This window comes from Streptomyces sp. S3(2020), from assembly GCF_013044505.1.
Taxonomy (GTDB): domain Bacteria; phylum Actinomycetota; class Actinomycetes; order Streptomycetales; family Streptomycetaceae; genus Streptomyces.
The window spans coordinates 39,324-61,341 of record NZ_JABERD010000036.1; the positions used below are offsets into that span (position 1 = coordinate 39,324).

General features: G+C 71.7%; 18 protein-coding genes. 14 read left to right on the forward strand and 4 right to left on the reverse strand.

Annotation, left to right across the window (positions count from 1 at the left end; translation table 11 throughout):
* Positions 1-42: 42 nt before the first annotated feature.
* Positions 43-1,338 carry an MATE family efflux transporter gene (locus tag HLK59_RS14675; RefSeq protein WP_171141852.1) on the forward strand — a complete coding sequence of 432 codons (1,296 nt, stop codon included), beginning with the start codon at positions 43-45 and terminating at the stop codon, positions 1,336-1,338.
* 142 nt (positions 1,339-1,480) lie between these two features.
* Here the strand turns inward: HLK59_RS14675 and HLK59_RS14680 are convergent, their stop codons facing one another.
* The gene (locus tag HLK59_RS14680; RefSeq protein WP_346779729.1) at positions 1,481-2,719 is read right to left on the reverse strand and encodes a glycosyltransferase family 87 protein; all 1,239 of its coding nucleotides are present in this window, start codon (positions 2,717-2,719) and stop codon (positions 1,481-1,483) included.
* Between the two features lie 159 nt (positions 2,720-2,878).
* Here HLK59_RS14680 and HLK59_RS14685 point away from each other — a divergent pair, with 159 nt between their 5' ends.
* Together HLK59_RS14685 and HLK59_RS14690 are read left to right on the forward strand one after the other, a co-directional pair.
* Positions 2,879-4,021 carry a glycosyltransferase family 4 protein gene (locus HLK59_RS14685; protein WP_171141854.1) on the forward strand — a complete coding sequence of 381 codons (1,143 nt, stop codon included), beginning with the start codon at positions 2,879-2,881 and terminating at the stop codon, positions 4,019-4,021.
* An 83-nt stretch (positions 4,022-4,104) separates the two neighbouring features.
* On the forward strand, positions 4,105-5,691 hold the full coding sequence (locus HLK59_RS14690) for a GMC oxidoreductase (RefSeq protein WP_171141868.1): 1,587 nt from the start codon (positions 4,105-4,107) through the stop codon (positions 5,689-5,691).
* Positions 5,692-5,710: 19 nt separating this feature from the next.
* On the opposite strand, the gene HLK59_RS14695 is transcribed toward HLK59_RS14690, so the two are convergent.
* On the reverse strand, positions 5,711-7,507 hold the full coding sequence (locus HLK59_RS14695) for an AMP-dependent synthetase/ligase (protein WP_171141855.1): 1,797 nt from the start codon (positions 7,505-7,507) through the stop codon (positions 5,711-5,713).
* A 310-nt stretch (positions 7,508-7,817) separates the two neighbouring features.
* On the opposite strand from HLK59_RS14695, the gene HLK59_RS14700 reads away from it, so the two are divergent.
* From HLK59_RS14700 to HLK59_RS14725, 6 genes are all read left to right on the forward strand, one after another.
* Positions 7,818-8,615: a metallophosphoesterase gene (locus tag HLK59_RS14700; protein ID WP_171141856.1), complete on the forward strand. Its 798-nt coding sequence runs from the start codon at positions 7,818-7,820 to the stop codon at positions 8,613-8,615.
* Positions 8,616-8,731: 116 nt separating this feature from the next.
* Positions 8,732-9,175 carry an SRPBCC family protein gene (locus tag HLK59_RS14705; protein WP_171141857.1) on the forward strand — a complete coding sequence of 148 codons (444 nt, stop codon included), beginning with the start codon at positions 8,732-8,734 and terminating at the stop codon, positions 9,173-9,175.
* Between the two features lie 20 nt (positions 9,176-9,195).
* Positions 9,196-10,374, forward strand: a complete 1,179-nt coding sequence (locus HLK59_RS14710; protein WP_171141858.1) for an ArsA-related P-loop ATPase — start codon at positions 9,196-9,198, stop codon at positions 10,372-10,374.
* A gap of 57 nt (positions 10,375-10,431) precedes the next feature.
* Positions 10,432-10,917: a DUF5304 domain-containing protein gene (locus tag HLK59_RS14715; RefSeq protein ID WP_171141859.1), complete on the forward strand. Its 486-nt coding sequence runs from the start codon at positions 10,432-10,434 to the stop codon at positions 10,915-10,917.
* 133 nt (positions 10,918-11,050) lie between these two features.
* Complete coding sequence (locus HLK59_RS14720; RefSeq protein WP_171141860.1) at positions 11,051-12,004, forward strand: ROK family glucokinase; 954 nt, start codon at positions 11,051-11,053, stop codon at positions 12,002-12,004.
* A 113-nt stretch (positions 12,005-12,117) separates the two neighbouring features.
* A complete protein-coding gene (locus HLK59_RS14725) occupies positions 12,118-12,831 on the forward strand; it encodes an endonuclease/exonuclease/phosphatase family protein (RefSeq protein ID WP_171141861.1) in 714 nt (237 codons plus the stop codon).
* A 3-nt stretch (positions 12,832-12,834) separates the two neighbouring features.
* Here HLK59_RS14725 and HLK59_RS14730 read toward each other — a convergent pair whose 3' ends face one another.
* Both HLK59_RS14730 and HLK59_RS14735 read right to left on the reverse strand, forming a co-directional pair.
* The gene (locus HLK59_RS14730; protein ID WP_171141862.1) at positions 12,835-13,401 is read right to left on the reverse strand and encodes a hypothetical protein; all 567 of its coding nucleotides are present in this window, start codon (positions 13,399-13,401) and stop codon (positions 12,835-12,837) included.
* Entirely contained in the window at positions 13,394-14,173 is a 780-nt protein-coding gene (locus tag HLK59_RS14735) for an alpha/beta fold hydrolase (protein ID WP_171141869.1), read from the reverse strand. Before HLK59_RS14735 ends, HLK59_RS14730 begins: the two co-directional genes overlap by 8 nt.
* A gap of 160 nt (positions 14,174-14,333) precedes the next feature.
* Between HLK59_RS14735 and HLK59_RS14740 the strand changes: the two genes are divergently transcribed.
* The 5 genes from HLK59_RS14740 (at position 14,334) to HLK59_RS14760 (ending at position 21,995) form a co-directional block, all read left to right on the forward strand.
* Positions 14,334-15,080: a lysophospholipid acyltransferase family protein gene (locus HLK59_RS14740; protein ID WP_171141870.1), complete on the forward strand. Its 747-nt coding sequence runs from the start codon at positions 14,334-14,336 to the stop codon at positions 15,078-15,080.
* 28 nt (positions 15,081-15,108) lie between these two features.
* Entirely contained in the window at positions 15,109-16,323 is a 1,215-nt protein-coding gene (locus tag HLK59_RS14745) for a DUF5931 domain-containing protein (protein WP_171141863.1), read from the forward strand.
* Positions 16,320-16,994: a response regulator transcription factor gene (locus tag HLK59_RS14750; protein ID WP_171141864.1), complete on the forward strand. Its 675-nt coding sequence runs from the start codon at positions 16,320-16,322 to the stop codon at positions 16,992-16,994. The genes HLK59_RS14745 and HLK59_RS14750 overlap by 4 nt, the downstream gene beginning before the upstream one ends.
* A gap of 156 nt (positions 16,995-17,150) precedes the next feature.
* On the forward strand, positions 17,151-18,179 hold the full coding sequence (locus tag HLK59_RS14755; protein ID WP_171141865.1) for a 6-phosphofructokinase: 1,029 nt from the start codon (positions 17,151-17,153) through the stop codon (positions 18,177-18,179).
* Between the two features lie 114 nt (positions 18,180-18,293).
* Entirely contained in the window at positions 18,294-21,995 is a 3,702-nt protein-coding gene (locus HLK59_RS14760; protein WP_171141866.1) for a CHAT domain-containing protein, read from the forward strand.
* Positions 21,996-22,018: the final 23 nt, after the last annotated feature.

The window sequence follows — 22,018 nt, forward strand, 5'->3', positions numbered from 1 at the left end:
GTAGCTCGGATCGAAGTAGCTCGGATCGAGGGGGTTCTGTTCGTGGACAGTCATCGTCGGCAGCTCGTCGCCCTGGCCCACCCCGTCTACTTCTCGCTCCTCGCCTCCGTCGCCGCCGGGATCATCAACACCGTCTGGGTCTCCCGGCTCGGCGGCCCGGCCGTGGCCGCCGTCGCGGTGGCGACCAACACGGAGAACGTGCTGCTCGGCGTCGCCCTGGTCTTCGGCTCCGGTACGACCGTGCTGGTCGCGCACGCCCGGGGCGCCCGGGATCCGGGGGCCGTGCGGGCGGCCGTGCGCGGGGGCTGGGCGGTGTTCGGGGTGATCACGCCGCTGGTGGCGGCGGGCGGGTTCCTGCTGCGGGAGCCGCTCGCCCGCCTGGTCCTGGGCGGGGGCGAGGCGCTGCCCCTGGCGGTCGGGTACTTCGCGATATCCATGCCGGGCATCGCCGTCTTCTTCGCCCAGCAGCTCGTCGACGGCATCCTCAAGGGCGCGGGGGACACGAGGACACCGATGCGGCTGGCGCTGCTCGCCAACGGGCTGATCCTGCTCTGCGACCCGTTCCTCATCCACCTCCACGGCGTCCGGGGCGCCGCCGCCTCGACGGTGCTGTGCCGGGTCGTGGCGTTGGGCGTGGGGCTGGTGGCGCTGCGGCGGAACGCGCTGCTGAGAACCGCCACCGGGTCCGGGACGGCCTTCTGGAGGACGTTGCGCACCGGGCTGCCCATGGCCGCCGACTTCACCGTGCGGCAGGGCGGGGCGCTGGTGCTGGTCGCGATCGTGGCGCGGCTGGGGGTGACGGCGGTGGCCGGGTACGCGATCGCGTACAAGGTCATGTACGTGGCCACCATGGGCTTCTACGCGGTACGCCAGGCCGCCTCCATCCACACCGCGCATCTGCTGGGCGCGGGGCGGGACGCGCGGCGGGCGATCGGGAAGCAGGCCGTGCTGGTCTCCGGAGGGTTCGCGCTGGGGGCCGCGCTGCTGCTGGCCCTGACCGCCCCCTGGATCATGGCCGCCTTCGGCGCCGGACCCGGTGTCGCCCACGACGGAGTGCTCTTCCTGCGCTGTGTCGGGCCCTATCTGCTGCTGATGGCCTGCTTCATCGCGCTCGGCGGGGTCTTCGAGGGCAGCGGAGGGGCGCCGGTGCTGCTGCGGGTGACGCTGCTCGGTACCGCGGTCCAACTGCCGCTGGCGTACGCGCTGTCGGGGCTGGGGCTGCCCGGTGTGTGCCTGGCGCTCGCGCTGTCCATGGCGCTCCAGTGCGCGGCGGTCGCCCTGGTCGCGGCCCGGCGTCAGGAGGAGACCGAGGTCTTGGTGGCGCGGGCTTCGGTCTGAGGGGCGGCGATGTCCCGTGCCGGGGCGGTGGCGTCGAACGCCATGACTACGGGGCATCGCGGAGCGCGGTGGCGATCGACGAACCATCGCGTCCGAGCGGGGGCGTGCCGGGTGCGGGAGCCCCGCTCCGAAGCGGTCGGCGTCAGGAGGAGACCGAGGTCTCCTCGGTGGTGAGCGTGGGCTGAGTGGGCACCGGTGTCTCGGCGTCGGGCGGCACCGTCGAGCGCCACAGCTCCACGGCCGCGAGGACGGTCGCCGCGACCAGCAGGCCGTTGCGGAGGAACAGCAGGGTGACGCCGAGGCCGTCGCTGGCGACGACGTTCCCGAAGTAGATCGGGAACTCCAGCACCGTCACGAAGGAGGCCACCAGCACGATCACGGCGGGCACCCCCATCCGGCTCGCCCGGAAGCACAGGCAGACGGCCGCGAGACCGATCAGCCACACCATGTACTGCGGGCTGATCACCCGGCTGGTCGTGGTGAACAGCAGCACCGCCACGAAGGCCGCGTCGGCCGCGGTGTGTGCCTCGAAGCGCGTCGCCCTCAGCCGCCACAGCAGCAGCCAGCCGAAGGCGAGACCGGTCAGGGCGAGCGCGGCCGTGCTGACGACGTCGACCCAGGGGCCGAGGAACTCGACCGAACCGTAGTTGAGCAGCACCTGCCCGTCCCAGCCGTACTGCCGGGCCACATGGAAGACGAGCGAGCCCAGCGACTCCACCTCGGTGCCCCGGTCCGCCTGGAAGGTCAGGAAGGCGAAGGCGCCGGGCATGGCGACGGAGAACAGGGCCGCGAGACCGGCCGCGGTGACCGCCGTCGCCATCCAGGTGCTCCGCCTGCGGACGGCGACCAGCAGCAGCGCCGGCCACACCTTGAGCATCGCCCCGAAGCCGATCAGGGCGCCCATCACACGGGGGTGCCGGGCGCCCGCGAGCAGCGCGGCCACCACGACGGCGGTGACCATCACGTCGTAGCGGGCGTAGACGGTCGGCCCGAGCAGCGGGACGCCCACCACCCACACCCAGGCACCGCGCAGCGAACGGCCGGTGCGCAGGCCCGCGTACAGCAGCAGGGAGAAGGCGACCAGGTCGGCGAGGAAGGCGAGGACGAAGAACGCCGTCGCGTACGGGAGGAAGGGCAGCAGGGCGGGGGAGAGGATCGCGAGCGCGGCGGCCGGCGGGTACTGCCAGGTGACGTCGTCCAGCGGGAACGTTCCGGTGCGCAGGACCTCGTACCAGCCCTGGTAGATCACGGAGACATCGCTCGTGACGTCCGGGCCGGGGAAGACGAGGACCTTGAGCACGAACAGGAGCAGCAGCAGCCGTGTCAGCCCCCAGGTCACCAGCAGTCCGGCCGGAGACCGCCTCGCACCCGCAATGTCCACCGGAGCCCCTGTTCGCGCGATTGTCACTCGTGAGGTTGTCACTCTTGAGATGGCCATGATGTCCCGGCCGGCTGTGTGCTTGCCATAAACGCGGCCGTGCCGAGCTGTGGGCGGGCCTTCGGACAGGGTAGGCGGACCTTTTGGATAGGGTCGGCGGCGATGCACAAGACCCTGATCGTGACGAACGACTTCCCGCCCAGGCCGGGCGGTATCCAGGCCTTCCTGCACAACATGGCGCTGCGGCTCGACCCGGAGCGGCTCGTCGTCTACGCGTCCACCTGGAAGCGCGGCCGCGAGGGCGGGGAGGCTACGGCCGCCTTCGACGCCGAGCAGCCCTTCACCGTCGTACGCGACCGTACGACGATGCTCCTGCCGACGCCCGCGGCCACGCGTACGGCCGTCGGACTGCTGCGGGAGCACGGCTGTACGGCGGTGTGGTTCGGGGCGGCCGCGCCGCTCGGGCTGATGGCGCCCGCGCTCCGGAGGGCCGGGGCCGAGCGGCTGGTGGCCACGACCCACGGGCACGAGGCGGGGTGGGCCCAGCTGCCCGCCGCGCGGCAGCTGCTGCGCCGGATCGGTGAGGGCACGGACACGATCACCTACCTCGGCGAGTACACGCGGTCGCGGATCGCCGGTGCGCTGACGCCCGCGGCGGCCTCGCGGATGGCGCAGCTGCCGCCGGGGGTGGACGAGAAGACCTTCCATCCGGGGTCGGGGGGCGATGCCGTGCGGGCCCGGCTCGGGCTGACCGACCGGCCGGTGGTGGTGTGCGTCTCGCGGCTCGTGCCGCGCAAGGGGCAGGACACGCTGATCCTGGCGATGCCGCGGATCCTGGCCGCCGAGCCGGACGCGATGCTGCTGATCGTCGGCGGGGGGCCGTACGAGAAGGAGCTGCGCAGGCTCGCCGCCCAGACCCGGGTCGCGGACTCGGTCCGCTTCACGGGTGCGGTGCCCTGGTCCGAGCTGCCCGCGCACTACGGCGCCGGGGACGTCTTCGCCATGCCCTGCCGGACCCGGCGGGGCGGGCTCGATGTCGAGGGGCTCGGGATCGTGTACCTGGAGGCGTCGGCGACGGGGCTGCCGGTGGTGGCGGGGGACTCGGGCGGTGCCCCGGACGCCGTGGTGGACGGTGAGACCGGCTGGGTGGTGCGGGGCGGTTCGGTGGAGGAGGCGGCCGAGCGCATCGTCGTGCTCCTCGGGGATCCGGAACTGCGGAGCCGGATGGGGGAGCGGGGACGGGAGTGGGTCGAGGAGAAGTGGCGGTGGGACCTGTTGGCGGAAAAGTTGAAGACGTTGCTATAGCCAGATGCGGATAATCCGCCGATGCTGCGCGCATGACAGCAAAACTGATGCAGCGTCAGCTGACGAGACGTCACATACTGGGCATGGCCGCCCTCCAGACGGCCGCCGCCGCAGGTCTCACCCGCATCGGTCTCCAGTCGGCACAGGCCGTAGAACCGGCCGCCGTCGACAACGCCCCTGCCATCGTGGTCGGTTCGGGCTACGGCGCCGCCGTGGCCGCCCTCCGCCTCGGTCAGGCAGGCATCCGTACGATCATGATCGAGATGGGCCGGCTCTGGAACACCCCCGGCTCCGACGGCAAGATCTTCTGTTCCACCGCCAACCCGGACCAGCGCTCCATGTGGTTCCGCACCCGCACCGAGGCGCCGCTGGCCACCTTCCTGTGGCTGGACGTCGTCAACAAGGACATCAGCCTGTACCCGGGCGTCCTGGACCGGGTGCGCTTCGCCAACATGTCCGTGTTCGTGGGGCGGGGCGTCGGCGGCGGCTCCCTGGTGAACGGCTGCATGGCCGTGACCCCGCTGAAGTCGTACTTCGCCGAGCAGTTCCCCACCGTCGACGCCGACGAGATGTACGGCACCTACTTCCCGCGCGCCAACTCCATGCTCGGCGTCAACACCGTCGACCCCACCTGGTTCGAGTCGACGGAGTGGTACCGGTTCTCGCGCATCTCCCGCAAACACGCCCAGAACACCGGCCTGAAGACCACGTTCGTGCCCAGCACCTACGACTTCGCCTATATGCAGAAGGAGGCCGCGGGCACCGCGACCAAGTCGGCTCTCGCGCAGGAGGTCATCTACGGCAACAACCACGGCAAGAAGAGCCTCGACAAGACGTACCTCGCCGCCGCCCTCGGCACCGGCAACGTCACCATCAACACCATGGAGCGGGTCAGAGCCATCAGCCGGGCGAGCGACGGCACCTACGTGCTGACCGCCGACCGCGTCGACGACACCGGCACCGTCGTCGAGACCAAGCAGTACAGCTGCACCTACCTGTTCCTCGGCGGCGGCAGCCTCGGCACCACCGAACTCCTCGTCCGGGCCCGGGACACGGGCACCCTGCCCGCCCTGGACGCGAGCGTCGGCGCCGGGTGGGGGCCCAACGGCAACACGATGCTCGGCCGGGCCAACCACCTGTGGGACACCGTCGGGGCGAACCAGTCGACCATGCCGGTCATGGGCATCGACGACTGGGCGAACACGGCCAACCCCGTCTTCGCGGAGATCGCTCCTTTACCCACGGGCCTTGAGCACTGGGTCAGCCTCTACCTGGCGATCACCAAGAACCCGCAGCGCGCGACGTTCACGTACAACAGCGCCACGGGCGGCGTGAACCTCGGCTGGACCGCCGCGCAGAGCGCCGTGTCGTCGGGCATGGCCAAGAAGCTGTTCGACCGGATCAACTCGGCGAACTCCACCATCTACCGGTACGACCTGTTCGGAACGTCCAACAAGGTCTTCGCGGACGACTTCACCTACCACCCGCTGGGCGGCTGTGTGCTGGGGAAGGCGACCGACAACTACGGGAGGGTGAAGGGGTATTCGAAGCTGTACGTCACCGACGGCTCGCTGGTGCCCGGATCGATCGGGGTGAACCCGTTCGTGACGATCACGGCGCTCGCCGAACGGACGATGGCGCGGGTCCTCGTGGAGGACACCGCGCCATGACGCTCTTTCAGAGGGCCTGCTACTTCTGGTAGATCGCCTCGACCTCGTCCGCGTAGTCCTTCGCCACCACGTTGCGCTTGAGCTTCAGGGACGGCGTCAGGTGGCCCGAGTCCTCCGTGAACTGGGAGGAGAGAATGCGGAACTTCCGCACCGATTCCGCCTTCGACACCGCGGCGTTGCCGTCGTCGATCGCGGCCTGGATCGCCGCGTTCAGATCCGGGTCGTCGACCAGCGACGCCGCGGTGACACCCACCGGCTTGCCGTGCTCGGCCGCCCAGCGGCCGAGGAACTCCTCGTCGATGGTGACCAGCGCGCCCACGAACGGCCGCCCGTCGCCCACCACCATGCACTCCGCGACCAGCGCGTGGGCGCGGATGCGGTCCTCGATCACGGCCGGGGCGACGTTCTTGCCGCCCGCGGTGACGATGATCTCCTTCTTGCGGCCGGTGATCCTGAGGTAGCCGTCCTCGTCGAGGGTGCCGATGTCACCGGTGTGGAACCAGCCGTCGGCCAGCGCCTCCTCGGTCGCGCCCGGGTTGTTCCAGTAGCCCGTGAACAGGTGCTCGCCGTGCAGCAGCACCTCGCCGTCGTCGGCGATCCGGATCACCGAGCCCGGCAGCGGCTGGCCGACCGTGCCGATCTTCTGCCGGTCCCAGGGGTTGAAGGCGGTGGCCGCGCAGGACTCGGTCAGGCCGTAGCCCTCCAGGACCGTGAAGCCGATGCCGCGGAAGAAGTGACCGAGGCGCTCGCCGAGCGGGGCGCCGCCGGAGATGGCGTACTCGCCCTTGCCGCCGAGGACCGCGCGCAGCTTGCTGTAGACCAGCTTGTCGAAGGTCTTGTGTTTGATCTTCAGACCGAGGGACGGGCCCGACGGGGTGTCCAGCGCCTTGCTGTACGCGATCGCGGTGTCGGCGGCCTTGTCGAAGATCTTGCCCTTGCCGTCCGCCTGCGCCTTGGCACGCGCCGAGTTGTAGACCTTCTCGAAGACGCGCGGGACGCCCAGGATCAGGGTCGGCCGGAAGGACGCCAGTTCGTTGGTGAGGTCCTTGATGTCCGGGACGGTGCCCAGCTTGATGGGCGCCATCATCGGGGCGATCTGCACGAGCCGGCCGAAGACGTGCGCGAGCGGGAGGAAGAGCAGGACGGAACACTCGCCGGTGCGGAAGAGCGGGCGCAGGCGCTCCACGATGTTCCCGCACTCCGCGAAGAAGCTGCGGTGGGTCAGCACACAGCCCTTGGGGCGGCCGGTGGTGCCGGACGTGTAGACGATGGTCGCCGGGTCGTCGGCCTTGGCGAGCGAGCTGCGCTCCTCGACGGCGGCGTCGCTGATGTCCTTGCCGAGCCGGCCCAGCTCCTCCACGCCCCCGGCCTCGATCTGCCAGATGTGCTTCAGGGCGGGCAGCCCGTCGCGCACCGACTCGACGGCGGCCACGTGGTTGTCCAGCTCGACGACGATGGCGGTGGCGCCCGAGTCGGAGAGGATCCACTGGACCTGCTCCGCCGAGCTGGTCTCGTACACCGGCACGGTGATCGCGCCCGCGCACCAGATCGCGAAGTCGAGCAGCGTCCACTCGTAGCGGGTGCGCGACATCAGGCCGACGCGGTCGCCGGGCTGGACACCGGAGGCGATGAGCCCCTTGGCGGCGGCGTGGACCTCGGCCAGGAAGGTCGTGGCGGTCACGTCCTGCCAGACACCGCCCACCTTGCGGGCGATCACGGCGACGTCGGGATGCTGCGCGGCGTTTCTACGGACGATGTCCGTGAGGTTGCCGTCCGCAGGGACCTCGTACAAAGCCGGAAGGCTGAACTCGCGCAAGACTGCTGCTCCTCATAGGGCGCCGGCGCCACGACGTTGTGCGATGCGACGGTGCGGTCCAAGGCTCGGGCAGGTGCTCGGGACCCTCAGCGGCTGCGCCACTTGTTGAAATCCTGAGCACGACTGGACTGCCCGGACGTTACCCGCCGGTATGGCGTCTCCGACAGGGGGGTCCGGCGAGATGTTCGCTGCGTCACACAGATTGGTGCTTCTCTCGCGCACAGTAGTCCACCCATTTGATGACTAGCCAGTAGCCGCAGGCCCCATCGCCACTGTTCACGTATGCCGCACACGCCTACCCTTGATCGCCATGGCACTCACACCGGCCGGTAACCGGAGGACACGCGTACATGTGGTCAGCGACGTGCACGGCAACGCCCGTGACCTGGCCAGAGCCGGCGAGGGCGCGGACGCCCTGATCTGTCTGGGTGACCTGGTCCTCTTCCTCGACTACGCCGACCACTCGCGCGGCATCTTCCCCGACCTGTTCGGAGCGGAGAACGCCGACCGGATCGTCGAACTGCGCACCGCCCGCCGCTTCGAGGAGGCCCGCGAGTTCGGCGCCCGGCTGTGGGCCGGCATCGGCACCGACCGGGCGGCCGCGATCGAGAAGGCGGTGCGCAAGCAGTACGCCGAGATGTTCGCGGCCTTCCCGACACCGACGTACGCCACCTACGGCAATGTCGACATGCCACCGCTGTGGCCCGAGTACGCCGGACCGGGCACCACCGTCCTTGACGGCGAACGGGTGGAGATCGGCGGGTGGGTGTTCGGGTTCGTGGGCGGCGGGCTCAGGACCCCGATGCGCACGCCGTACGAGATCAGCGACGAGGAGTACGCGGCGAAGATCGAGGCGGTCGGCGAGGTCGACGTGCTGTGCACCCACATCCCGCCGGAGGTACCGGAGCTGGTCTACGACACCGTCGCGCGCCGCTTCGAGCGGGGAAGCCGGGCGCTGCTGGACGCGATCCGGCGCACCCGGCCCCGGTACGCCCTGTTCGGACACGTCCACCAGCCGCTGGTGCGGCGGATGCGGATCGGGGCGACCGAGTGCGTCAACGTGGGGCACTTCGCGGGGAGCGGCAGGCCCTGGGCCCTGGAATGGTGAGCGGGCGGTGAAGTCGGGCGTCCACGTGCGCGGTAGCCTTCACGCTGCACACACGTGCGCAGGACCACCTTGTGAGCAGACTGCCCTACCGGCCCGCATCTGGAGGAGCCACAGCGATGGCGGAACACACCAGCTCGAGCATCACGATCGAGGCGGCACCGGCCGATGTCATGGGGGTGATCGCCGACTTCGCCCGCTACCCGGACTGGACCGGCGAGGTGAAGGAGGCGGAGGTCCTCGCGACCGACGCCCAGGGCCGCGCCGAGCAGGTGCGGCTCGTCATGGACGCGGGGGCCATCAAGGACGACCAGGTCCTCGGATACACCTGGACCGGTGAGAACGAGGTCTCCTGGACCCTCGTCAAGTCCCAGATGCTGCGGTCGCTGGACGGGTCGTACATCCTCAAGGCGACGGGCACCGGCTCGACCGAGGTCACGTATCTGCTGACGGTCGACGTCAAGATCCCGATGCTGGGGATGATCAAGCGGAAGGCCGAGAAGGTCATCATCGACCGGGCGCTGGCCGGCCTGAAGAAGCGGGTGGAGTCGGGGACGAAGTAGGGGGACTACCGTTCAGTCCCATGCGCACCCTTCTGATCACCGGGCCCGGTGGTAGCGGTCGTACGACCGTTGCGGCCGCCACCGCTCTCGCCGCCGCCCGGGAAGGCGTCCGCACGCTCGTGCTGAGCGCCGACCGCACCGACACCCTCGGTTCGGTACTCGGGGTCACCACGGGGCCCGAGCCGGTGGAGGCCGCCGAAGGGCTCACCGCCTGGCGGCCCGACGCCACCGCCGGGTTCCGGGACGACCTCGGGGCCTTCCAGGAGCGCGCCGCCAACGTCCTCGACCTTCTCGGCGCCTCCCGGCTCGACGCCGAGGAGGTCACGCCCCTCCCCGGCGCGGAGGAACTGACCCTGCTCCGCGCCCTGCGTGACGCGGCCCTCTCCGAGCGGCACGAACTGCTCGTCGTGGACCTTCCTCCCACGCCGCAGGCGCTCGCGCTGCTCGCCCTGCCCGAGGAACTCCGCCGCTATCTGCGCCGCCTCCTCCCGCCCGAGCGACAGGCGGCCCGCGCGCTGCGGCCCATGCTCGGACGGCTGGCCGGAGTGCCGATGCCCTCGGAGTGGCTGTACGAGACCGCCGCGCGCTGGGACATGGAACTGGCCGCCGTCCAGGCGGTCGTCGCGGACCGGAACACCGTCGTACGGCTGGTCGCCGAACCCGGCCCGGCCGGCGCCGACGCCGTGCGCTCCGCCGCCCTCGCCCTCGCCCTGCGCGGCCTGCGCCCCGACGTCCTGGTCGCCAACCGGGTCCTGCCCGAGCAGGCGCAGGACACCTGGCTCGCCGGTCCCGCCGCCCAGCAGCGCAAAGCACTGGAGGAGTGGCAGGAGACGTACGACGTACGCCCGGTCCGCCACCTCGGTCACGACCCACGCGGCACCGACGACCTCGCCGCCCTCACGGTCCCCGGCGTCGACGACACCGGCTCCGCCGTCGAGTGGTCCGTCGCCGACACCCTCGCCGACGACGGCGTCAGCCGGGTCTTCGTCTGGCACATCCCGCTCCCCGGCGCGATACGCGACGAGCTCGACCTCATCCGGCGCGGCGACGAACTCGTGGTCGCCGCCGGGCAGTTCCGCCGTATCGTGCCCCTTCCCTCCGTCCTGCGCCGCTGCACCGTCGCAGGCGCCGCCCTGCGCGACGGAGAGCTCCGCATCCGGTTCGCGCCGGACCCGGACCTCTGGCCGGAGACACGGTGAACGTGGTACGCCCATTCGGGTAACGTCGTAAGGACGAACCGCAGTCAGGAGTCCGTCATGAGCGAAGAGCTCCCCCCGTCAGACGCCGCCGGTCGTGAGGCTGTCGACGAGGTGCGGGCGACCGACGCCGACGCCTGGGCGACGGCGTGCGCCGAGGACCTCGCGGCGGAGAAGTCCCGCCGTCGCGCCGAGTACGGCCCGCCGCCCGGCTCGGCCGCCGAGGAACTGCGCAAGCTCGTCGACGCCGTCACCGACAAGCTGTCCTCGATCCAGTCGCCGCTCCTCGGGGCGGTCGCCGGACCCGCCGCCCAGCAGGTGGTGCACCAGGTCGTCCAGCAGGCCAAGGCCGCCGTCGAGCCCGTCATCGAGCGCAACCCGGACGTCTTCGACCACCTGGCCGCGGCGGGCAGCGAACTGCTCGCCGCGTACCGCTCCGCGGTCCAGGCGCAGGAGCAGCGATGGACGGCACGGGACGACGCGTCACGCGACCTCAAGGACCGGGGCGAGGACCCCGGACCGGGGGAGCGGATCGACCTCGACTAGAGGCCCCCGAGGGCCTGCCGCCGGACTCCCGCCTGTCCGCAAGGGCCTGCCCTGCGGGCGGACGACGGGAGTCCGGCGGCAGGCCCTCGGGTACGGTGGGCCGTAGCGGGGCTCGACCGAAACTGAGGGATTCATGGGACTCACCATCGGCGTCGACATCGGCGGCACGAAGATCGCGGCCGGCGTGGTCGATGAGGAAGGCAACATCCTCTCGACCCACAAGGTGCCGACCCCGGGCACGCCCGAGGGCATCGTGGACGCCATCGCCTCCGCGGTGGACGGCGCGCGCGCCGGGCACGAGATCGTGGGCGTGGGTATCGGCGCGGCCGGTTACGTCAACCGGCAGCGCTCGGAGGTCTACTTCGCCCCCAACATCGACTGGCGCAACGAGCCGTTGAAGGAGAAGGTCGAGGCCCGCGTGGGCCTGCCCGTCGTCGTCGAGAACGACGCCAACGCGGCCGCGTGGGGCGAGTACAAGTTCGGCGCCGGCAAGGGCCACCGCAACGTCATCTGCATCACGCTCGGCACCGGCCTCGGTGGCGGCATCATCATCGGCAACAAGCTGCGCCGCGGCCACTTCGGTGTCGCCGCCGAGTTCGGCCACATCCGGATGGTCCCGGACGGCCTGCTGTGCGGCTGCGGTTCGCAGGGCTGCTGGGAGCAGTACGCGTCGGGGCGCGCGCTGGTGAGGTACGCCAAGCAGCGCGCCAACGCCACTCCGGAGAACGCCGAGATCCTCCTCGGCCTCGGTGACGGCAGCCCCGAGGGCATCGAGGGCAAGCACATCTCCATGGCCGCCCGTCAGGGCGACCCGGTCGCCGTGGACTCCTACCGTGAGCTCGCCCGCTGGGCCGGCGCCGGCCTCGCCGACCTCGCCTCCCTCTTCGACCCGTCCGCCTTCATCGTCGGCGGCGGCCTCTCGGACGAGGGCGAACTGGTCCTCGACCCGATCCGCAAGTCCTACAAGCGCTGGCTCGTCGGCGGCAACTGGCGCCCGGTGGCGGATGTGATCGCCGCTCAGCTGGGTAACAAGGCGGGCCTGGTGGGCGCGGCCGACCTGGCAAGAGAGCCCGACCCGATCATGTAAGCGGGGAGTGGGGCGACCCACCCAGGGGCGCGGGGAACTGCGCGACAAGCCACGACGAACCGGCAGTCGCACATCTACCTCGCGCCCCGAGTCATTGGGCGTAAATTACCCGCATGGCACCCGACGATTCCGCCCTCGTCCGAGTCCTGAGCTACAACATCCGTTCCATGCGAGACGACACCGATGCGCTGGCCAGGATCATCCGCGCCTGCGCCCCGGATCTCGTACTGATCCAAGAGGCCCCCCGCTTCTTCCGCTGGCGCAAGAAACTCGCCCGCCTGGCCCGCGCGGCGGACCTCGTCGTCCTCACCGGGGGCGCCACCGCCGCGGGACCGGCGATCCTGTGCGACCTGCGCACCACGGTCGAGCGCACCGAGGACATCCTTCTCCCGCTCACGCCGGGACAGCACCGGCGAGGTTTCGCCACCGCCGTCGTCCGCATCGGCGGCGCCCGCCTCGGCGTCCTCAGCTGCCACCTCTCCCTGCGCAAGGACGAGCGCTACGAGCAGGGCGGCATGCTCCTCGACCGGCTGGCCGGCATGGGAGTCGAGCACGCCGTCGCGGGGGGTGACCTCAACGAGGGTCCCGACGGCCGCACCTTCCGCCGCCTCTCCGACAACCTCCAGGACTGCTGGGCGGCGGCTCCCTGGGGAGGGGAGCACACCTGGACGCACACCGAACCCCCTCGCCGTATCGACGCGATCTTCGCGACGAAGGGCGTCGAGGTACTGCGCTGCGGTGTCCCGCAGGACGTCCCCGGGACGGAGCTGAGGGCGGCCACCGACCATCTGCCGGTGCTGGCCGCCCTCAGAATTCCCGCGAGCTGAGACTCAGACGACCGCCCCGCGCCCCGGGTCGTCCTCGTCCTCGTCGTCCGACCGCATCCGCATGACCAGCGTGGCGAACCCGCCGAGGAAACCGCCGATGCCGATGGTGGCGAGCCACCAGGTCATGTCCCAGCCGAGCAGTATCGCCAGCAGGAGCAGCAGCGGCCCGCCCAGGACGGCCAGCCACGCGAACTTCGCGGTGGTGTCCGCGGCCGGCAGCGGCGGTGGCTCCGGCGGGACGAAGTGGCCCTCGTCGTCCTCGTCGAAGTCCTCCTCCGCCGGCTCGGGCGCCGTGTAGTCACGAGGGCCGACACCGGGCGCGAAGGCGACGGAGCTGCCCAGCGGCCTGGCCGAGGCGGGCTTCTCGTCCTCCTCCTTCGGCTTCTCGTCGTTGGTCTCCGGCTCCAGCAGGGCCAGGTCCTCCACCGACTTGAACGGCTTGGAGCCCGGCGGGTCCTTCGGCTCCTCGCCGTACCCGGCGACGATCGCCTCCCAGGCGGCCGCCTCGTCGAAGGGCACGCCCTGCTCTTCCGGCTCGCGGTCCTCGCGGTCGGAGTCGTGCTCAGCCACGTGCGGCCGTCCCTTCCTTGCCGATACCGGTCGCGAGCCGGCCGATGAAGGCGAAGCTCTCCTCGAAGATCCGCTCCGCGTCATGGTCCAACGTCGCCACGTGGTAGCTCTGTTCCAGCACGATCTCCGATACGTCCGTGGAGGACACCCGGCTCAGCACGCGCGCGGAGTCGGCCGACGGCACCACATGGTCCACGGCACTGCGCAGGAGCAGCAGCGGCTGGGTGACCTGCGGGAGCTCACCGTCGACCAGCCGGAAGAACTGCCGCAGGGAGTGCGCGGAGTGCAGCGGCACCCGGGTGTACCCCAGCTCGTGGGCGCCCTCCTTGGCGATGTCGTCGGCGATCCCCGGCGTCGACCGCACCAGGTGACGGGCCACCGGAAGGGCGTACGGGGCGAGGCCGTGCATACGGTTCGCCGGGTTGACGACCACCACGCCGCTGACCGCGTCGCCGTGCCTGGCGGCCAGCCGCAGGGCGAGGGCGCCGCCCATGGACAGGCCCGCCACGAACACCTGGGCGCAGCGCTCGCGCAGGGCCCGCAGCTCGCGCTCCACCTCGGCGTACCAGTCCTGCCAGCCGGTGAGTGCCATGTCCTCCCAGCGGGTGCCATGCCCCGGAAGGAGGGGCAGCGACACGGTCAGACCGCGCTCGGCGAGGTACTCCGCCCAGGGGCGGAGCGACTGCGGGGAACCGGTGAAGCCGTGGCAGAGGAGGACGCCTGTCTCCCCGCCCTCGTGGCGGAACGGCTCGGCTCCAGGGAGGACCGGCACCTTCGGTCTCCTGTTCATGAGAAGGGTGTGAACGAGTCCAGGTGTGGTTCACCGTACGCGACCGCACTGACACCGACCAGGGTCGTCGGGCCCTTTGGCAGTGCTCCGGGTTAAGGTCTCATCGACACACACAGGAGGCACGGGGTTGTTGTACGGAACGATGAAGGTCGCCATCGGCGGGCCGCTGAAGGTCGCCTTCAGGCCCTGGGTGGAAGGCCTCGAGAACATCCCTGCCGAGGGCCCCGCGATCCTGGCGAGCAACCACCTGTCCTTCTCGGACTCCTTCTTCCTGCCCGCGGTCCTGGACCGCAAGGTCACCTTCATCGCCAAGGCGGAGTACTTCACCACGCCGGGTCTGAAGGGCCGGCTCACGGCCGCGTTCTTCAAGGGCGCCGGGCAGCTCCCCGTGGACCGCTCCGGTGCGCGCGGAGCGGGCGAGGCGGCGATCAAGGCCGGCATAGAGGTGCTGGAGCGCGGTGAGCTGTTCGGGATCTACCCGGAGGGCACGCGCTCGCCCGACGGGCGCCTGTACCGGGGCAAGCCGGGCGGCCTCGCGCGCGTGGCGCTCGCCACCGGCGCCCCCGTCATCCCGGTCGCCATGATCGACACCGAGAAGATCCAGCCGCCCGGGCAGGTGATGCCCAAGCTGATGAGGCCGGGCATCCGCATCGGCGAGCCCCTGGACTTCACCCGGTACCAGGGCATGGAGCACGACCGTTTCGTGCTGCGCGCCGTGACCGACGAGGTCATGTACGAAATCATGAAGCTCTCCGGCCAGGAGTACGTCGACATGTACGCGACCGCCGCCAAGCGGCAGATCACGGACGCGGCGAAGGCGGAGAAGGAAGCGGAGAAGGCGGCGAAGGCCGCCCTCGCGAAGGCGGAGAAGGAACACTCCGAGTCCTAGACGGGGCTTCGGGGTCGGGGGTGGGGACATGGCCAGGCGTGAGCGTGTGATGAGGATGTCGGTGGAGCTGCCGCTGTGGCGCGCGCTCACCGGCTACCGGGTGCTGACCATGCTGTACGCGGTCGGGCTGTTCGCCACCAACTACGAGAACTTCGACCGTCCCGGCATCGCCATCACCTACTACGTCGTGCTGTGCGGCTGGACGCTCGCCACCCTGCCCCGGGTCCAGAACGCGGCCGCCTGCACCAAGCGCTTCCTCGCCGTGGACCTCGCCGTCGCGATCACCGGCATCCTCCTGACCCCGCTGGCCGTCAGCGACCACCACATCGACACCGGGGGTCCCACCCTGCCGTCGATATGGACCGCCGGCTCGGTCCTCGCGTACGCCATCAAGGGCGGCTGGCGCTGGGCCGCGTTCGCCTCCACCCCGGTCGCCGCCGCCAACCTGATCGAGCGCGGCCAGCCGGCCCGGGACACCGTCCACAACGTCATCCTCGTCTGGGTCGCCTCCATCGCCATCGGCTACGTCGTCGAGGTCGCCCGCGCCTCCGAGCGCACCCTCGCCCGCGCCCTGGAGATCGAGGCCGCGACCAGGGAGCGGGAGCGGCTCGCGCGGGACATCCACGACAGCGTGCTCCAGGTGCTCGCCATGGTGCAGCGGCGCGGTGCCGTCATCGGCGGCGAGGCGGCCGAGCTGGGCCGGATGGCCGGGGAGCAGGAGGTGGCGCTGCGCACCCTGGTCTCCGGCGGGCTCAGGCCCGTCTCGTGGGCGTCGGAGGACACGGCCCAGGGGGCGGTCGTACGGGCCGTCGACGAGCCGGATCCCGAGGGTCCCGTCGATCTCCGCGCGCTGCTCGCCCCGTTCGCCGCCGCCAAGGTCGGCTTCGCCGAGCCCGGCGCCCCGGTGGAGCTGCCACCGGCCGCCGCGAAGGAGATGGCCGCCGCGGTGGGGGCCGCGCTGGACAACGTACGCAAGCACGCCGGTGCGGACGCGCGGGCGTGGATCCTCGTCGAGGACGAGCCCGACGAGGTCGTGGTGACCGTGCGGGACGACGGGCCCGGCATCCCCGAGGGGCGGCTCGCGCAGGCCGAGGGGGAGGGGCGGATGGGGGTGGCCCTGTCGATCCGGGGGCGGCTGCGCGAACTCGGCGGCAGCGCCGAACTGATCTCGGTGCCCGGGCAGGGCACGGAGGTCGAGCTGAAGGTACCGAAGGTCTCACGGGGGAAGGCAGGACAGCGATGAGCGACCAGGGTCCGATCAAGGTGATGGTGGTCGACGACCACCCGATGTGGCGCGACGCGGTCGCCCGTGACCTGGACGCGTCCGGCTTCGACGTGGTGGCCACCGCGGGCGACGGCGACCAGGCCGTCCGCCGCGCCAAGGCCGCCGGTCCCGATGTGCTCGTGCTCGACCTGAACCTGCCGCTCAAGCCCGGCGTCCAGGTGTGCAAGGAACTCGTCGGGCACAACCCGGCGCTGCGGGTCCTGGTGCTGTCGGCCAGCGGCGAGCACGCGGACGTCCTGGAGGCCGTGAAGTCGGGCGCGACCGGCTATCTGCTGAAGTCCGCGTCCACCGAGGAGCTGCTGGACGCGGTGCGTCGTACGGCGGTGGGGGACCCGGTGTTCACGCCCGGGCTCGCGGGGCTCGTCCTCGGCGAGTACCGGCGCCTGGCCTCCGACCCCACGCCCGCCTCCGACCCCGACCAGCCCAAGGCCCCGCAGCTGACCGAGCGGGAGACCGAGGTGCTGCGGCTGGTCGCCAAGGGCCTGAGCTACAAGCAGATCGCCGAGCGTCTGGTCATCTCGCACCGGACGGTCCAGAACCACGTCCAGAACACCCTGGGCAAGCTGCAACTTCACAACCGGGTCGAACTCGTCCGGTACGCCATAGAGCGCGGGCTCGACGACGAGTAGAAGCGCGGGCCCGACGACGGATGGAAGCGCGGGCTTGACGCCGCGTAAACCAACGAGCCGCTGATTCACCGGAATTGCCCTTCCCGCCCATCGCTGTGTGACCTGGATCACCATTAGCGTGACCCTCACAGGCAACCGCGGCGAAGGGACATTTCCATGCGGGTCGGAGTACTGACCGGAGGCGGCGACTGCCCCGGGCTCAACGCCGTCATCCGGGGCGTCGTCCGCAAGGGCGTACAGGAGTACGGCTATGACTTCGTCGGCTTCCGGGACGGCTGGCGAGGACCACTGGAGAACGACACCGTCCGCCTCGACATCCCCGCCGTGCGCGGCATCCTGCCCCGCGGCGGCACCATCCTCGGCTCCTCGCGGACCAACCCCCTGAAGGTCGAGGGCGGTATCCGCCGCATCAAGGAGAACCTCGCCAAGCAGGAGGTCGAGGCGCTCATCGCCATCGGCGGCGAGGACACCCTGGGCGTGGCCGCCCGCCTCAACGACGAGTACGGCGTCCCCGTCGTCGCCGTACCGAAGACCATCGACAACGACCTGTCCGCCACCGACTACACCTTCGGCTTCGACACCGCGGTCGGCATCGCCACGGAGGCGATCGACCGGCTGCACACCACCGCCGAGTCGCACATGCGCGTCCTGGTCTGCGAGGTCATGGGCCGGCACGCGGGCTGGATCGCCATCCACTCCGGGCTGGCCGGTGGCGCCAACGTCATCCTCATCCCCGAGCAGCGCTTCGACGTCGACAAGGTGTGCGCCTGGGTGACCTCCCGCTTCAAGGCCTCCTACGCCCCGATCGTGGTCGTCGCCGAGGGCGCCATGCCGAAGGACGGTGACGTGGTCCTCAAGGACCAGTCGCTGGACTCCTTCGGACACGTCCGGCTGTCCGGGGTCGGCGAGTGGCTGGCCAAAGAGATCGAGAAGCGCACCGGCAAGGAGGCCCGCACGACCGTCCTCGGGCACATCCAGCGCGGCGGCACCCCCAGCGCCTTCGACCGCTGGCTCGCCACCCGCTTCGGCCTGCACGCCATCGAGGCCGTCCGGGACCGTGACTTCGGCAAGATGGTCGCGCTGCGGGGCACGGACATCGTGCGGGTGCCGATCGCGGAGGCCACGGCGAAGCTGAAGACCGTGGACCCGAAGCTGTACGAAGAGGTCGGGGTGTTCTTCGGCTGAGGCCGGCCAACTGCCCTGTCAGTGCCATGACTTGTCACAACACCTGGGCGCCGCCGCGGTTACCGCGGCGGCGTTCGGTGTAGGTGGCAGGGGGACATGTCGCCGGGAGGGTGAATGGTCGGGTGGTTCAGCGGGCGGGAGCTGCGGGGGCTGCTGGAGCGGCATCAGGAGGAACTCGCCGCGGTCTGGCCCGCCGTACGCGACGGCAGGATGCCGCCGACGCCCTCACCGCGGCAGGCGGCCGGCCTCGCCGCGCTGCTCCGGGCCACGGGACGGTCCGTCGAGGCCCGGGGCGAGGAGGGCGCCCACCCGCCCGAGAACGCGGCGGTCCTGCTGGCCCTCGCCCTGCTGCACCGCACACAGCCCGCGGCCACACCCGCCGGACTGCGGTCCCTGGTCGACCCGGCGGCGCACCTCGACGCCGAGACGGCGAACGCCGTGGCGCACATGACCGTCGGGTTCTTCCACCACGCCCAGGACGAGGGGACGCCCCAGCACCTGCGCCGCTGGTGCCTGGACATCGCCCTGTTCTGCGGCACCCGCATCCTGAGCGGCTCCGCGCCCGACGACCCCCGCCGCACCGTGATGCACGAACTCCTCTCGCACATCGCGGAAGCGCGCTTCAAGGACACCGGCGACCTCGCCGACGAGGAAACCGCGATCGCCCACGTCCGCGCGTCCTACGAACTGCGCCCGCCCGGGACACCGGGCGCCGACACCGCCACCCGGCTCGCCCGACTGCTGGGGAAGCGCTGCTCCCGGCTGCGGGACGCCTCACCCATGGGCGACACACCCGCCCTCGTCAGGACCGCCCTCGCCGCGACGGATCCCGCCGGCATCGAGTGGCTCGCGTATGCCATGACGGCCGCGGGCGCCTACATCGCCGCCACCGCCCACGAGCCCAAGAGCGTCCAACTGCTCGACGAAGCCCTGGAGTTGCAGCGCGCGATCCGCGGACACCCGCACTACGGCCGGGTCAGGGACAGCGCGGAGACGATCGCCGCGGGGCTGCTCGCCCAGCGCTTCGCCCGGCGGCGCGACCTGGACATCCTCGCGGAGGCGATCGAGGCCTTCGAAGAGCTGTACGCGGCCCGGCCGCAGAAGTTCGCCGCCGATCTCGGCCGGCACCTCCAGTACCGCTACCAGCTGCGCGGCGACATCGCCGACCGGCGGCGCGCGCTGGACCTCATGGGCGAGGGCCTGTCCGGGCCGGACACCTCGCGCGAGGCGGTGGGCTCGTACGGCGCCGCCGCCGTGCACGAGTACCGCGAGACCGGCGACCCCGCGGCGATCGTCCGTGCCCTGGCCGTCGTGACACCGCTGACCGGTCCGGGCGGCGCCCACGCGGACGACTCCCCTGCCCTGCGCGCGCTCTGCAGTCTGCGCCTCGCCCGCTCGGAGAGCGAGGCCGTGCCCGACCTCGGCCCCGCCGAGGAGGCCGCCCGCCGCGCCCTCGCCCATGCCCGCTCCGCTGTCGAGCGGGCCCTGGCGCTGTCCGCGCTCGCCAAGGTGCTGGTGCACCGCTACCGGTTCGACCATGACCTGGCGGTGCTCGACGAGGCCGTGGCCGACTGCCGCGAGGGCTTCGCCGGACTGCCCGAGGACGAGGACTCCGAGGTGCTCGACTCACTGCGGGGCAGCCTCGTCATGGCCCTCGCCGAACGGCACATCCGTACCGGGCATCTCGCCTCGCTGCGGGAGGCGGTTGCCGCGGGGGAACAACTGGCGGCCCACATCCCGAAGTTCGAGGCCGAGACCCCGGTGCTCCTCGGCAACGTGACCACCCTGCTCGTCGAGTACGCCCGCCGGACCGAGGACGGCGCCGAACTCGACCGGGCGCGGCGGCTGGTCGAGCGCGCCCTGGCCACCACCTCGCCCGGCCACCACATGCGGCACCACCTGGTCAGCGCGCTCGGCGGCGTCCTCCTCGCCCGCTTCAGGCTGCCCGGAGCCGGGATCGAGGACGCCGAGACCGCCGTACGCCACTACGAGACGGCCCTCGAGGATCCGCCCGCCGACCCGCTGCGCCGCGCCGGTCTCTACGGCAACCTGTCCCACGCCCTGCGCGAACGCCACCGGGCGGGCGGTGACCGGGAGGATCTCGACATCGCGCTCGCGGCCGCCCGCAAGTGCGTGCGCCTGGTGCCGGCCGGGCATCCGCTGCGCGGCGGCGGACTGGGCGCGGTGTCCTGGGCCCTGACGGACATCGCCGGCGCGGACGGGGGCTACGACGCGATCCGTGACCAGGCGCTCGCCGTCAACGCCGAGTTGGCCGCCGATCCGGCACAGCCCCCGTCGCACAGCGTCGCGGCCTCGGTGCGGCTGGCCGGTGTGGCCCACGCCGTCGGCGACGAGGAGCGGGCGCTGGCGGCGCTGCGGGCCGCGATCGAGAAGCTCCCGCTGGTGGTGTGGCGCGGTGGCGACCGCTCCGACCAGGAACGGGTGCTCAGCGACGAGGAGTTGGGCTCGCTCGCCGCGAAGGTCGCGGTGGCCGCCGGGAAGCCGCGGGACGCGCTGGAGCTGCTGGAGGCGGGGCGCGGCATCCTCGCCGCCCAGGCTATCGAACTCCGCACCGACGCCGAGGACTTGGCAGCCGCGGCACCCGAACTGGCCGCCCGCTACTCCGCGATGCGCCAAGAGCTGGAGGGCGCCGCCGACGACCTCTCCGCGCCCGGCGCCGACCGCCGTCACCGGCTGGCCCGCGAGTGGCAGGAGACCCTCGACGCGATCCGCGCCCGCGACGGCTTCCGGGACTTCCTGCGACCGCCCGGCGCGGGGCGGTTGCTGTCGGCGGGTGCCCACGGTCCGGTCGTGGTCGTCACCGTCGCCAAGGAGGGCACCGGCCACGCCCTGCTGCTCGACGGCACCGGTGTTCGGGTCCGCCCGCTGCCCGGCCTCACCCACGCCGAGGCCCGGGAGCGCGGCGAACTGCTCTTCCAGGCGGTCGCCGCGGCGGGGCGCTCGGGGCTGGCCCGGGGCTTCGCCGAGCGGTTCGTCGGTGACCTCCTGGAGTGGCTGTGGAACACGGTCGCCGAACCGGTGCTCGACGCCCTCGACATCACCGGCCCGCCCCCGCCCGGCCAGGAGCCGCCCCGCCTGTGGTGGTGTCCCTCCGGACCGCTGACCTTCCTGCCGCTGCACGCCGCCGGCGCCGTGCCCGACCGGGTCGTCTCCTCGTACACCCCGAGCCTCACGGCCCTGCTGCGGGCCCGGGAACGTGCCGTGCCCGTGGACAGGGAGCCGCTCATCGTCGCCGTACCCGAGACACCGGGCCAGGCCCCGCTGCCGGGCGCCCTGCGCGAGGCCGAGCTCGCGCACCGTACGGTCGGCGGCACGCTGCTGTCCGGGGACGCCGCCCACGCCGACGCCGTACGGACCGCGCTCGCCGGGCACTCCTGGGTGCACTTCGCCTGCCACGGCGTCCAGGACCCCGAACAGCCCTCCGAGGGGCGGCTGTTGCTGCCCGGCGGCACGCTGTCCGTGCGGGACGTGACCCGACTCCACCTGCCCGCCGCCGAGTTCGCGTATCTCTCGGCGTGCGAGACGGCGCTGGGCGGGACCCGGCTGCCCGACGAGGCCCTGCATCTCGCCGGGTCTCTCCAACTCGCCGGGTTCTCCCAGGTGATCGGCACGCTGTGGCGGGCCGACGACGACACGTCGGCCGAGATCGCGGAGGGCGTCTACGGCGAGCTGGCGACAGCGGGACCGGGGGCGCCGCCCGCGGCACTCGCACTGCATCACGCCGTACGCAGGCTTCGAGCGCGGTGTCCGGAGCGGCCGTTGAGCTGGGCGGCGCATGTGCATTCCGGGGCGTGAGGAGAGTTGAGGGGGTGTGGGGT

Coding starts and splice junctions, on each gene's coding strand:
- HLK59_RS14750 (WP_171141864.1), top strand. CDS start 16,320: ATGAGCGACCAGGGTCCGATCAAGGTGATGGTGGTCGACGACCACCCG.
- HLK59_RS14690 (WP_171141868.1), top strand. CDS start 4,105: ATGGCCGCCCTCCAGACGGCCGCCGCCGCAGGTCTCACCCGCATCGGT.
- HLK59_RS14755 (WP_171141865.1), top strand. CDS start 17,151: ATGCGGGTCGGAGTACTGACCGGAGGCGGCGACTGCCCCGGGCTCAAC.
- HLK59_RS14705 (WP_171141857.1), top strand. CDS start 8,732: ATGGCGGAACACACCAGCTCGAGCATCACGATCGAGGCGGCACCGGCC.
- HLK59_RS14760 (WP_171141866.1), top strand. CDS start 18,294: ATGGTCGGGTGGTTCAGCGGGCGGGAGCTGCGGGGGCTGCTGGAGCGG.
- HLK59_RS14685 (WP_171141854.1), top strand. CDS start 2,879: ATGCACAAGACCCTGATCGTGACGAACGACTTCCCGCCCAGGCCGGGC.
- HLK59_RS14700 (WP_171141856.1), top strand. CDS start 7,818: ATGGCACTCACACCGGCCGGTAACCGGAGGACACGCGTACATGTGGTC.
- HLK59_RS14740 (WP_171141870.1), top strand. CDS start 14,334: ATGAAGGTCGCCATCGGCGGGCCGCTGAAGGTCGCCTTCAGGCCCTGG.
- HLK59_RS14710 (WP_171141858.1), top strand. CDS start 9,196: ATGCGCACCCTTCTGATCACCGGGCCCGGTGGTAGCGGTCGTACGACC.
- HLK59_RS14715 (WP_171141859.1), top strand. CDS start 10,432: ATGAGCGAAGAGCTCCCCCCGTCAGACGCCGCCGGTCGTGAGGCTGTC.
- HLK59_RS14725 (WP_171141861.1), top strand. CDS start 12,118: ATGGCACCCGACGATTCCGCCCTCGTCCGAGTCCTGAGCTACAACATC.
- HLK59_RS14745 (WP_171141863.1), top strand. CDS start 15,109: ATGGCCAGGCGTGAGCGTGTGATGAGGATGTCGGTGGAGCTGCCGCTG.
- HLK59_RS14720 (WP_171141860.1), top strand. CDS start 11,051: ATGGGACTCACCATCGGCGTCGACATCGGCGGCACGAAGATCGCGGCC.